This is a genomic window from Enterobacter sp. ku-bf2, from assembly GCF_001742765.1.
In the GTDB taxonomy this organism is placed as follows: Bacteria; Pseudomonadota; Gammaproteobacteria; order Enterobacterales; family Enterobacteriaceae; genus Enterobacter; species Enterobacter quasiroggenkampii.
In genome coordinates this window covers 270,818-282,877 of the sequence record NZ_MDVW01000001.1, presented here as the reverse complement: position 1 = coordinate 282,877, position 12,060 = coordinate 270,818, and the positions used below count along the sequence as shown (strand labels likewise).

10 protein-coding genes are annotated in these 12,060 nt (G+C 55.4%); 2 read left to right on the top strand and 8 right to left on the bottom strand.

Features of this window, described 5'->3' with window-relative positions:
- Positions 1-107: 107 nt before the first annotated feature.
- Positions 108-383: a stress-induced protein YchH gene (gene ychH / locus BFG58_RS01335; protein ID WP_024907062.1), complete on the bottom strand. Its 276-nt coding sequence runs from the start codon at positions 381-383 to the stop codon at positions 108-110.
- A 274-nt stretch (positions 384-657) separates the two neighbouring features.
- Here ychH and pth point away from each other — a divergent pair, with 274 nt between their 5' ends.
- Complete coding sequence (gene pth / locus BFG58_RS01330) at positions 658-1,242, top strand: aminoacyl-tRNA hydrolase (protein WP_023336005.1); 585 nt, start codon at positions 658-660, stop codon at positions 1,240-1,242.
- A 126-nt stretch (positions 1,243-1,368) separates the two neighbouring features.
- Positions 1,369-2,463 carry a redox-regulated ATPase YchF gene (ychF, locus tag BFG58_RS01325; RefSeq protein ID WP_003856650.1) on the top strand — a complete coding sequence of 365 codons (1,095 nt, stop codon included), beginning with the start codon at positions 1,369-1,371 and terminating at the stop codon, positions 2,461-2,463.
- 76 nt (positions 2,464-2,539) lie between these two features.
- Here the strand turns inward: ychF and comJ are convergent, their stop codons facing one another.
- The 7 genes from comJ to BFG58_RS01290 form a co-directional block, all read right to left on the bottom strand.
- Positions 2,540-3,022 carry a competence protein ComJ gene (comJ, locus tag BFG58_RS01320; protein ID WP_032652283.1) on the bottom strand — a complete coding sequence of 161 codons (483 nt, stop codon included), beginning with the start codon at positions 3,020-3,022 and terminating at the stop codon, positions 2,540-2,542.
- Positions 3,022-7,365: an RHS repeat-associated core domain-containing protein gene (locus BFG58_RS01315; RefSeq protein ID WP_083261443.1), complete on the bottom strand. Its 4,344-nt coding sequence runs from the start codon at positions 7,363-7,365 to the stop codon at positions 3,022-3,024. The genes comJ and BFG58_RS01315 overlap by 1 nt, the downstream gene beginning before the upstream one ends.
- Positions 7,366-7,368: 3 nt before the next feature.
- Entirely contained in the window at positions 7,369-7,809 is a 441-nt protein-coding gene (locus BFG58_RS01310) for a DcrB-related protein (protein ID WP_069719036.1), read from the bottom strand.
- 73 nt (positions 7,810-7,882) lie between these two features.
- The gene (locus tag BFG58_RS01305) at positions 7,883-8,959 is read right to left on the bottom strand and encodes a hypothetical protein (RefSeq protein WP_069719035.1); all 1,077 of its coding nucleotides are present in this window, start codon (positions 8,957-8,959) and stop codon (positions 7,883-7,885) included.
- 3 nt (positions 8,960-8,962) lie between these two features.
- The gene (locus BFG58_RS01300; protein WP_254665182.1) at positions 8,963-9,517 is read right to left on the bottom strand and encodes a hypothetical protein; all 555 of its coding nucleotides are present in this window, start codon (positions 9,515-9,517) and stop codon (positions 8,963-8,965) included.
- A gap of 75 nt (positions 9,518-9,592) precedes the next feature.
- The gene (locus tag BFG58_RS01295; RefSeq protein WP_254665181.1) at positions 9,593-10,090 is read right to left on the bottom strand and encodes a hypothetical protein; all 498 of its coding nucleotides are present in this window, start codon (positions 10,088-10,090) and stop codon (positions 9,593-9,595) included.
- Complete coding sequence (locus BFG58_RS01290) at positions 10,083-12,005, bottom strand: type VI secretion system Vgr family protein (protein WP_069719033.1); 1,923 nt, start codon at positions 12,003-12,005, stop codon at positions 10,083-10,085. Before BFG58_RS01290 ends, BFG58_RS01295 begins: the two co-directional genes overlap by 8 nt.
- Between the last annotated feature and the right edge of the window lie 55 nt (positions 12,006-12,060).

Here is a 12,060-nt window from a genome sequence, read left to right as displayed (position 1 = left end):
ACTTTGCCAGTGCCGCTACTCTGGAGCCTTACGTTACGTGAGGGTCAACCCTTGATGCAAAAAAAACGACTCCCTGAGGAGCCGTTTCGGTATTCTTTAACGTAGCGTCAGCTGTGCTTATGCTGATCGCGACGACAGCGTTTGTCGTAGTGGCGCACCCACCAGTATTTGTCACACACTTCCTCATGGCCGCTCACGCGTGCTCCCGCCAGCCACAACACTGCACCAATGAAGATGCTCAATATCGCGCCATGCGCAAAGTATTGCGGGAGATCAAGCTGCGGCAGCTGGTTTAAAATTGAATAACCCACGCCGGCAACCATCACGAACAGCCCCAACCCCATCAGCACGTTACCGAGTAACGAAGCGTTTTTGCGTTTCATGTGTCACCTCCGGAACTTTGGGTTGTCAGGGGAAAAGCCCCTAATCCTTGTGTGTAAAGTATAGACAACGCCCCTTTTATGAGTTGCGTGAATGATCACAATTACAGATAACTCCCAAACAAAAGTTTACAAATAACACGTTGAACAGCTTGAAATTCTAATTGTTCAGATAAGTAATTATTCGTATTTCGCTGCGACGATCGCAGAATTTTGTCAAGCGGCGCGCCAGACAGTAAACTACGCGCCAGATCTGGAACCCATTAGGAATTGAATCGTGACGATTAAACTGATTGTCGGCCTCGCCAACCCGGGCGCAGAATATGCGGCCACCCGCCACAATGCCGGGGCATGGTACGTCGATCTGCTGGCCGAGCGGTTACGTGCTCCCCTGCGTGAAGAACCTAAATTCTTCGGGTATACCTCACGTATCAACCTTGCTGGCGCGGACGTTCGCTTACTGGTGCCTACCACCTTTATGAACCTGAGCGGTAAAGCCGTAGCGGCGATGGCAACGTTTTATCGCATTAATCCGGATGAAATTCTGGTCGCCCACGATGAGCTGGATCTTCCCCCAGGCGTGGCAAAATTCAAGCTGGGCGGCGGGCACGGCGGCCACAACGGCCTAAAAGACATCATCAGCAAGCTGGGCAATAACCCGAATTTCCACCGTTTGCGCGTGGGAATCGGCCATCCGGGCGATAAAAACAAAGTTGTCGGTTTCGTGCTCGGTAAGCCACCGGTTTCTGAGCAGAAACTGATTGACGAGGCGGTAGACGAGGCGGCACGCTGCACGGAAATCTGGCTGAAAGACGGCTTAACCAAAGCGACAAACCGCTTACACGCTTTTAAAGCGCAATAATCCGCCCGATACGGCTTTTTTACCGCGCGTCATGCGGGTTACGTGTATAATAGGCGTAGTTATTTACTTTTCATCAATCGGTTATCGTTAACGGATTGATTATCAAGATATTAAGGTGATTTAGAAATGGGATTCAAATGCGGTATCGTCGGTCTGCCAAACGTGGGCAAATCCACCCTGTTTAACGCGCTTACCAAAGCGGGTATCGAAGCGGCGAACTTCCCGTTCTGTACCATCGAACCTAACACCGGCGTTGTGCCAATGCCTGATCCGCGTCTGGACCAGCTCGCGGAAATCGTGAAGCCGCAGCGCATTCTGCCAACCACCATGGAATTCGTGGACATCGCGGGCCTGGTAAAAGGCGCATCCAAAGGCGAAGGTCTGGGTAACCAGTTCCTGACCAACATTCGTGAAACCGAAGCGATCGGCCACGTTGTGCGCTGCTTCGAGAACGACAACATCATCCACGTTAACAACAAAGTGGATCCGGCTGACGACATCGACGTTATCAACACCGAGCTGGCGCTCTCTGACCTCGACACCTGCGAACGCGCGATTCACCGCGTGCAGAAGAAAGCCAAAGGCGGCGACAAGGACGCGAAAGCGGAACTGGCTGCGCTGGAAAAATGCCTGCCACAGCTGGAAAACGCCGGCATGCTGCGCGCGCTGAAAAACCTGACTGACGAAGACAAAGCGGCGATCAAATACCTGAGCTTCCTGACCCTGAAGCCAACCATGTACATCGCCAACGTTAACGAAGACGGTTTCGAGAACAACCCGTACCTGGACAAAGTGCGTGAAATTGCCGCGGCGGAAGGTTCTGTGGTTGTGGCGGTTTGCGCGGCCGTTGAATCCGACATCGCCGAGCTGGACGACGCCGACCGTGAAGAGTTCATGGCCGAGCTGGGTCTGGAAGAGCCGGGCCTGAACCGCGTGATCCGCGCGGGCTATGAGCTGCTGAACCTGCAGACCTACTTCACCGCTGGCGTGAAGGAAGTGCGTGCGTGGACCATCCCTGTGGGTGCGACTGCGCCTCAGGCTGCTGGTAAGATCCATACCGACTTCGAGAAAGGCTTTATTCGTGCGCAGACTATCGCGTTTGAAGACTTCATCACCTACAAGGGTGAGCAAGGCGCGAAAGAAGCAGGCAAGATGCGTGCGGAAGGGAAAGATTACATCGTTAAAGATGGCGATGTGATGAACTTCTTGTTTAACGTTTGATTCGTCTTGAATGAAAAAAATCCACGCTTTGGCGTGGATTTTTTTTCCGAAATAAATTTCCCAGATAGTATTAAATTTAAAAAATACCTTCTTTGAGAGGATGGTCTTTTATTCCTCCCCAAGGGTCATCTAGCAAAAACTTAGCATCAATAGCTTCTTTTGCCGGTACAAGAGTGAAATTATAGTAAATTTCATCTCCTTCACAGATCTCATAAAAGAGTGAATAAACTTTATCGTTCACATCTATATTTAAATCAAATTTCTCAGTTGCAGAAGCGATTTGCAGCTTATCTTTATCCGTAATGAAAAATGGCACAACAATACAGCGCTGAGCATTTTCATCCATTTTGAAAGCATTCTCTTTTTTGATATTGACGTTTGCTCCAAACGCGTCCTCTGGTAATGGATCGAATATAACATAATCCTTGTGTAGAACAGCACCTTGAGAAACATTGCCTTTTCCCCACTGACTCAGCTTTTCGTCATAATCTCGGGATCGTAACAATATTTGACTATGCGAAATAAGTAGATCTACTGTTTGCATGCTCTTATCACTCATTATATTACCTCGACTTTTATTCTTGTTCCATCTGGCAGTTCTGATAAAACATTACCAATACTTGAACCTGCACCACGGTTGTCACTAGGATCTATATATCTTACGCTAGCGCCATCACCGCCTTCTTTAAACATCGCCATAGGCCATTCATCACGATCATAACCAGGCTTTGTTTTGATATTTTTTAGACTCGTTTTCCTGTTAGCTTTCGCAGTGCCTCGTTGAATTGTTACAACCTTTGCATGTCCTAAATCGATCGCGTCTGATATGTGACCAAACGTTGCAGGATATTCAGAGCGTTTCAGTTTCAAAACGTATTCGTAATTTTTTGACTTCGATTTTGTTAAAGTGCAACCAGCTAAACCCAGAGGATCTATCCAGGTAAGAGGGTTAACAGTATATTTATATAAGTTTATCCCCCCCGCCAGCCCTATCGGGTCCTGCTGCGTAAACCGCCCGCAGTCCGGGTCATAATACCGGAACAGATTGTAGTGCAGCCCTGTCTCACGGTCCAGGTATTGCCCCTGCATGCGCAGGTTCTGAGAATATCCTGATACCTGCGTCTCGCTTTCCCGCAGCAGCTTGCCCCAGGCGCTGTTCACCCCTTCCCAGCGTACCTGCCCTTCGATATCCGTCATCCGCTCCGGCGTGCCGTTGGGCTGGCAGTGGAACCAGAAAATCTCCGGGGCATCAACGCCGTCAATACGCGCCAGCGGGTCGTAACTGTCCTGATCGCTGTAAACGTAGGTCAGCGGCACATCCCCGTGCACCTCCTGCAGCAGGCGGAACCCTTCCCAGACAAACCGGGTGGTGACCGGCTTGCCGGTTGGCTGTCCGCCCAGCATCTGGCGGCGCGTTTTGCTGATGCGGCGACCGAGCGGATCGTAGCGGAAGCTGACCTGCGTCTGCGGTTTGTTGCGGTCCCGCGGCTGGCTGATGACTTCCGTCAGGCGATGTTCGCCGTCGTAGCGGTAGTGCCAGCGGGTCTGGCCGTTATCCTTCTCCACGGTGCGGCCGTGGATGTCATAACGCCAGCGAATGCCGTTCAGCTGCGTCAGGCGGTTGTGCGTGACCTTCTCAGCAGATCCTTCGAGCGGGTTACCGGCTGCATCCCAGCGCCACTGCTCCTGGCCAGGCAGCGTGCCGTCCTGAACGAGCAGGCGCCCGGCGCTGTCGTACTGCCAGCGGTACCAGCTGAACGGGTTATCGTCCCGCTCTTCGCGCACCAGATTATTGCGGTAGTCGTAATCCCAGCGGCGGGACCAGCGGCGCGGCGACGGGCGTTGCGCATTGCCGGTAAAGACGTCCCGGCGGTGCAGTCGGCCGAGGCGGTCGTACTCGCTGCGGGTGGTCAACAGCCCCTGGGTGCGGCTGGTCTCACGGTGGAGTTCGTCGCGAGTAAAATCGGAGACCGACAGCTTATCGAGAGCAATGCTGAGCAAATGCCCGCTGCCGTAGTAGAACTGCTTCAGCTCGCGACCATCGGGCAGCGTGACGGAGGTGCGGTTGCCCAGCGCGTCATACTCCCACGCCAGCTCACCGTGCTCGCCCGCTTCGCGCGTCACGCGACCGAGCGCGTCATACTCAAAGGCAAGCTCCTGCTCTGCCTCGGTGGTCCACGCGTCGGGTGAAAGCGCAGGATGCAGACCAATCCGGCTTAATAGCCCGGACGGCGTGTAATGGTAGCGGGTCTGCCCTTCCGGTGTGGTGCGGGCGACCAGCTGGCCGCTCGCGCTCCAGGCGAAGGCGTGGGTGATAGCCTCCGGATGACCGGCGGCAAAGGTGCGCGCAATCGTGCGCCCGCAGGCATCATAGCGATAGTGCGAGGCTACGCCATCGAGCCCCACCTCTTCCAGCAGCAGCGAGTCTGGCCCCCAGCGGAACTGATACGCTTCGCCGTTCTCGTTTTCCAGGGCAATCAGACGCCCGCGGCTGTCCCAGCGGCGGCGCACTTCTTCACCCTGCGTATTACGGGTGGCGATTAAGCGCCCCGCCTCGTCGTATCTGAACTCACTTTCTTTCCCGTCAGCGCCCGCATGCTTCACCGGCAGGCCACGTTCGTTCCATTTGAGCGATTCCGTCCAGCCTTCCGGGCGATCGAGCTGCACCGGACGCCCTGCGGCGTCGTAGCGGTAGCGCGTCTCTTCACCGTCGGCGCCAGTCTCAGCCACCAGCCAGCCCAGCGGATGATAGCGATAGCGGGTAATACGCCCGGAACAGTCCGTCGAACGGACAATCTGCCCGGCCTCGTTGTACTCCTGGTAGCGGCTGTTGCCAGCGGCATCGACCTCTTCAACGACCTGGCCAAACTCGTCCCGGCGCAGCTGCGTCGTCTGCCCCATCGGGTCCACCACGCGCTTCAGCCCGTGATGTTCGTCGTACCAGAACCGGGTGGCGCTGCCGTCGGCTTCGATAATGGCCGCGGGAAGCGCGCGGTGCTCCAGCCAGGTAGTGGTGCGGGTATTGCCGTCGGCATCGGTCTCCTGCACCCGGTTGCCCATCTCGTCGTAGACGAAGGTGACGGCGTTGCCGAGCGGATCGATGCGACGCGTCAGAAGCTCGTTATCATCCCACTCGTAGCGCCAGTTTTCACCGCGCTCGTCAACGTAGCGGACAATCAGATTCTGCGCGTTCCAGTAGTGGCAGCGCGTCTGACCATCGTAGTGCTCGACGGTCGTCAGACCGGCGGCCAAATCGTAGCTAAAGCGACAGCCGTCGCCGGTGCTGGTGCGATTTTCCACCACGCGCCAGTGGTCGAATTTTTGCCAGCGGTATTCGCTCTCCAGCCCGCCCGGCATCCGGTGCCAGACCATCAGGCCGTGGTCGTTGTAACGGTATTCACGCGTCACCACGCCGGAGGCGTCCGTCGCGCTCGCCAACTGGCCGCGCGCATCGTAGCCCCACTGCATCAGCGGCCAGGTTTGGTTGCCGTCGAAATGGCTGGCTGCGGTCACGCGCAGCGGGAAGCGCTCATCTTCATAGCGCAGGGTGACGTCTATCGCCCGCGGCTCATCATGGATACCAATCAGCCTGCCGTGCTCGTCCCACGCCGTCAGCAGCGCGTTGCCGTATTCATCGCTAAGGGAGGCCAGACGCAGGATAGAAGGATTCATGCGGGTCGGTTTGTACAGACGCCACACCGCGCCGTCATCGTCGGCAATCGCCACGTCGCCGCTCTCATTGCGGCGGATAATGATGCCTTCGCTGATGCTGTAAAACGCGCGGTCGACAGGCGGCAGCTCAAAGCTCAGCTCGCGCCCGGTTTCGTCGAACCAGGTCGCATTGTTATCTTCCAGCGTCAGATAGCTGTCAAAAGTCGTTGCCCAGCCCAGACCAAACAGCCCTTCGCGGGTGGTCAGGCTGTTGTAGCTGCGCTGCCAGCGAAGCGGGAAGCGCCCCGGCAGCGAGAAGTCGAGCTCATCGTCGTCGTTCAGCACCTTCACGCCGGTGGCGGCGTGAACCGGGTGCGAGGAGCCAAACACGGCGTTGACGGCCATATCCGCCAGCATCCCGCCGCCGGCCGCCGCCAGCGCGCAGGGCATGTTTTTCAGGATCTTGCCCGGACGCCCGCGCAGCAGGGAGAGCGCAATCATCCCCAGCGCCAGACCCGGCGTTTTACCGCTTTTGATATCGCGGACCGTGAGCGTGTCCCCGCCGATGATCACGTTCGGGGAGACGTCGTCGGAAACGGTGCCTTCGCAGGTGGTGCGATCTTTCGCACGCACCGCGGGCTGGCCATTGATGAAGACGCTTTTGGAGCCTTCCGCAAGATATTGCGGCCCGGAGTGCTTTTCACACGCCACCTTGTCCTCTTCCAGCGGCGAGGTCCCCGCGGCGGCAGAGGCGACACTCGGCTGCCACATTTCGCTGCCAAACTGTCCGGCGGCGGAAAGCAACATGCCCGCGTAATCAGCAAAGCTGCCCGGCGACTGCGGTTCAGGGGACGGTGTATCGGCGGGAGTCAGCGTGCCTGCCGCACGTGCGGCGGGGATTGCGTTGGTCAGCACGTTGTTTGAACCGGTGGTAATTTTACCCGCAGGCGACGGCGGGAAAAGCGCATAGCCTAACCCTTCCGCGGCGTTGCTGATATCGTCGGTGATCCCCGCCACGTTCGCCAGCACGCCACCGATAATCCCGCTTAACAGACAGCTGGACCCAATCGCCGCCACGCCCGCTGCGGCGGCTCCGGCACCGAGGAGTGGCGCGGCGGCCGTAGCCGCCAGCCCCACCGCCGCGCCGATCACCGCATAGGCGGCACCTTCCGCCACGATGCTGGTGATGTCAGCAAAAATGCTGGAGTGAATAATCTCGTCGCCCTTACGGGCCGCGTTGTTATCGCTCATGCCTTACACATTCCGGTTGTCGTTTAGCGTCAGACTCTGCTTAAGCGCGCTCCAGCGCACCTCGTCCTCTTCGGTAAAGGCTCTTAATGCCGAGAGGGTAAAAATCATCAATACCGGTTTGCCCGGCATCTGCAAGGCCAGCTGTTTTTGCCACAGGCGTTGCCCGTTACGGTCAAACGTGGTCTCAACTTCCAGCCCGTTAATTTTTCCGTCAGGCCCGGCGTTTACGTTCCTAAATTCGCTCTGGGCAATCTCACCCATCTGAGGACGCAGCACATTCCACTGGCGGTGAAACTCTTGTTCGTAGTCGCTGCCATCGGGAATCACGCCGCGGCTGACCACCACGGACAGCCCGCTTTCGTCATCGCGAATGATGTTCATGCTGTTATCCTGCCAGGCAGCAGGAAAAAGGGAAAATGAACCTTCCTGGAGGGTGTATTTCATAAGTGAACTCGGGATGATTAATATTGAGAGAAACATGAAGGCCAATCGATGCTGGCCTTTTGGCTGGCTATAGTTATTTAAGCCACTGGCCTGATTGTTCGACTAAAACATGGCTGCCTTTGCTGACAAGCAATTTCACGGGTGCATACGTCACGGTATAAGCGATCTCGCCATTCTTGTACGTTGAGCCGATTATTTTACCTGCGGAGTCGTGTAACGTTTTTCCCTTTAAGGAGATCGTACTGTTATCGCTTTTGCGCACGCCGAGATAAAACATCTGGTCACATTCGCTCTCGAAACGCCCGCACTTGTTTATCAGAGAGATAGTGAACTTTTCGGTGTCCAGTTTTCTGGTTTCAGCGTGATGAACCGAAGCGGCTTTACGTAACGTATAACGCAGCGGAGTATAATCATTTCCTTTTTGTGGAGGCGTTACCAGACGCCATTCCATTTCACTCCCCTTTATTTCCAGAACAGCCCGTCCGCCTGCGCCGCCAAACGATGAGTTGAACTCTACGTTTGCACGGTTTCTCGCGATCGTACCGCTAAGATTTCGCTCATCTTCTTCCGGGCAGTCAATGTGATTCCCTCTCTGGGAGATATAGCAATAAGACCCTGTGATACGGTTGCCTGATTCAGCTAACTGCAGGGTTAACGTCGAGTCGTTGCCAACCCCGCCTGCCCAAACCCCGTCAAACGCAGATCTCGATTGGCTGTTCGTTGCAAACTGCATCGTATGGAATCTGGCGGCCCATTGCTGGATATCAGCATTAATACCCGGGCTATTATCAGAGGATTGGTAATGGATTACGTCCGACTCCGGAACCACCCAGGCCGCAAAGATTTTGCCGTCAGGATTGATAACCAGCGCTGACGCGTTCTCCAGATAAAGATCTTTTAGCCAGCCTTCAACAAACAATCCTCCACCAGTGGTGGTATGCGGTTCGCCGAAGACGTCAAAGTTATCAATAAAGGTTTGATAATGATTTCCCAACAGCGTCCTGAGATTGTCTGTCACTTCACTGTCGTTAAGGATGCGACTTACCGTATCGAGCTTATTGTATTGCGATAATTCAAGTGCCGATGACGTTTCAACGACGCCTGTCAATAAAGCCGTGAACAATACGACTGCAACATATTTTTTGGTCATAAATTATTCTTGAGAATCATTGTTGTAATTCATCGTTATTTTTATAACGTTGTCGTCTTTTATCTCAAAAGAAAGCACTTTTTTATCCAATTCGTAGGTAATCCACTGCTCCCCCGCATCATTGTCGACCTGACCGGTACCGTATGCGCTGTTCAGTTCCTTTCTCGTTGAACCCACATGGACACCACGCGGCGTTGCGAAGTCTTCGGCAGTCAGCGTAATCTGCGACACGATATAATCATCAACGCTTCGTTCAGCTTTATCCCACCAGAGATTGGAACTGAATATTTCTAACCCAGCCCTTTGATGCTGGTAGAATTTATAGTTCGTTCCGTCAAAAGAAACCTCACCGACAAAGTTGCCTTCCAACGGCACATCAATTTTACCGGCACTATCAGGAGACCATCGGTCGCCCAATGCGACAGGCTGGTCTTTGATCTGCACAGAAAAGTCCCGTTTTGTCAGAACGGGAGGCATTACCTGAGCCAAAACCACATTGCTGCCGAGACAGGTAAACATCAGGATGGAACAAAGAAATATCGGCGTGTGTTTTTTCACGTTAATCGTCATTTATTGAATGTGTATTGCAGTTATCACCCTGAAGAAACCGCCAGGACATGAGTGCAGTATTTCTTAGTCTGCGCTAATGACGACTGAACCCAGACAGTGAGGATTTTTCACGGTGAAACTGAAGCTCACCTTTTGTCCATTCATATCTTTTCGGACTGTATAGCTGGTCACTTCGTTCTCCGAGCGGCCTCGTGGATAATCAGTTAACGTCAGCTGCGGATAATGCTTTTTAACGGTATCAAGCGTTATGCATTGACCTGAGAAGGGTGAAAAATTCAGTAAAGGCGCCATGCCGTCGTTATCTTTGCTTAAACGTAACCCAATTGCGGTTATGTTCGTTCCATCAGCGAGTTTGATATCGTCGGCATTGTAGAAATTGATATATTCATTTTGCCTGGTCATTTTAAACGATAACGGCGCATTACTAAGGGTTGTAACGGATAACGTCTTAAGCGATGCACTCATCCCGGAAATAAACATCCAGAGATCCTTTTTCTGCGCGTCTCCTTTAGCCATTCCCGTCGTTAATAATGCGATAAGCACCGCACCGGCCTTACTCATCTTTTGGCGTAAACTTCGCCTGCACCGCCGCATCAATATCCCCTTTATGTCCCGCCCCCGGTGCCGTCGTGCCCGGCTTGGTGCCAGAGGTATTCAGGTGCAGCTTACCGCCCGTGGTGATATACCCATCCCCTTCCACGAAGAAGTTAAACTCTTTGCCGATGAGGTTAATCTTGCCGTTAGCATTCAGCTCAATGGCGCTTTCCCCTGAGACCAGCCGCAGCTTCGTCCCGGAAGCAATGACGTACTGCTCCACCGCCGCATCCAGCTTGCCTTTCCCCGTCAGGATCTCGGTGCCACCTTTCACGGCCTGAGTCTGGTTCGCTTCCACGCGATGCAGTTCATTTTTCTTAACGTAATGGCTGCGCTCGCCGCCGACGCTGTGCGTTTCATCATTTTTAACGCTGGTGTCCATGTTACGCTCGGCCTGGATCCATACCTGTTCTGCGCCCGCTTTATCCTCAAACCGCAGGGCATTGGCATTGTCCACGGAACCGTCTTTCGTGCGGCTCATAAAGCCCATCTGCGTCGCCGCTGCCGGCAGCGCCCATGGCGGCATGCTCGCGTCGTTGTACACGCGACCGGTAATGATCGGACGGTCCGGGTCCCCGTTGATAAAGTCCACCACCACCTCATCGCCGACGCGCGGGATTTGCACCCCGCCGTAGCCCTGGCCCGCCCACGCGCTCGACACGCGCACCCAGCAGGAGCTGGTGTCATCGCCCTTCGCCAGCCGGTCCCAGTGGAACTTCACCTTCACCCGACCGTATTTGTCCGTCCAGATACTTTCCCCGCTCGGCCCCACCACTTTCGCCGTCTGCGGGCCGTAGGTGCGCGGCCACGCCGTGGTCTGCGCCGGACGGTACACCACCGCCGACGGGATGACCGTGAAATCGGTCCGGTGTATGGTTTCCCCCTCGCCGCTGGCGTAGCGGTTCTCTTCGAAGTGGTAGCCCGCCGCCGTCACCAGATACTCCCCGTTGTCGCTGAAGAACGGCGCGTTGGTTAAGGTGAAGGTGTGACCGGGCGCAATCCCCGCCGCCGTCGCGGTGGCCTGAATCTGCTGATGCTCCACCTGCCAGCGCTCCTGACGGATGCGGGCATAAAACTCCCCGTGCCCCTTGTCCACAAAGCGACCCGGCCAGTCGTACACGTCGATGCTGCCCGGCTTCGGCGACGCCGGGTTCTGCTGGGCCTGGAACAGCCACGCGTTCGGCTTGCGGAAGTCATAGTCGTCGAGGCTGTAAATCCCCGGCGTCACGCTGTCCTCCAGCGCCCACTGGCTGATGCCCTCTTCGTCCGTACTGCCGCCCGACGGCGTCTGGTGGTAAGGAATGACCTCATAGCCGCTGAACGGCTGGTACTGCGTGGCGGCGTCGGTGAGCACCAGGGTGTGCTTGTCCGCCTCATGGCGGAAGTGATAGGCAATCCCCTCCAGCTCCATCAGGCGGCTGACGAAGTCCAGGCTCGACTCCTGATACTGCACGCAGTAGTCCCACACCCGGTAGCTGCCGGTGAGTTTGTCCTCAACGTTGACCTGATGCTCACCCAGCAGGGTTTTCACAATCTGCGGCACCGTCTGCCCCTGGAAGATACGCAGGTTACGGTCGCGCTTCATCGGCCACAGGTCCGGCTCCACCGTCAGCTGGTACACCGCATAGCGGGTGCCCGTCAGCTCAACGGCGCTGACCGCCACGCGGGTAATCTTGCCGTTAATATAGCGGGACGTCAGCAGGCTCTGCGTCGGGATGGTCACCGTGACCGGCTGGCCCAGCAGCTTACTGCGGTCAATGCGCGCGTCCGTGCCGAGCACGGTCAGCGTCAGCGCGAACGACTCGGACATCGCCTCGCGGCCCGTCAGTTTCCAGAACAGAAGCCCCTCCACCGGGAGCTGAACGGTAATTCGGTTGAGCATAATCTTTATTCCACTATGGACTAATCTCAGTATTGATTGAGATATTTTTATTTAA

Bases quoted from the DNA above. Each gene is read 5' to 3' on its own strand.
- BFG58_RS01305 (WP_069719035.1), bottom strand. From the start codon at position 8,959: ATGACCAAAAAATATGTTGCAGTCGTATTGTTCACGGCTTTATTGACA.
- comJ (WP_032652283.1), bottom strand. From the start codon at position 3,022: ATGAGTGATAAGAGCATGCAAACAGTAGATCTACTTATTTCGCATAGT.
- ychF (WP_003856650.1), top strand. From the start codon at position 1,369: ATGGGATTCAAATGCGGTATCGTCGGTCTGCCAAACGTGGGCAAATCC.
- BFG58_RS01295 (WP_254665181.1), bottom strand. From the start codon at position 10,090: ATGAGTAAGGCCGGTGCGGTGCTTATCGCATTATTAACGACGGGAATG.
- BFG58_RS01290 (WP_069719033.1), bottom strand. From the start codon at position 12,005: ATGCTCAACCGAATTACCGTTCAGCTCCCGGTGGAGGGGCTTCTGTTC.
- BFG58_RS01310 (WP_069719036.1), bottom strand. From the start codon at position 7,809: ATGAAATACACCCTCCAGGAAGGTTCATTTTCCCTTTTTCCTGCTGCC.
- ychH (WP_024907062.1), bottom strand. From the start codon at position 383: ATGAAACGCAAAAACGCTTCGTTACTCGGTAACGTGCTGATGGGGTTG.
- BFG58_RS01315 (WP_083261443.1), bottom strand. From the start codon at position 7,365: ATGAGCGATAACAACGCGGCCCGTAAGGGCGACGAGATTATTCACTCC.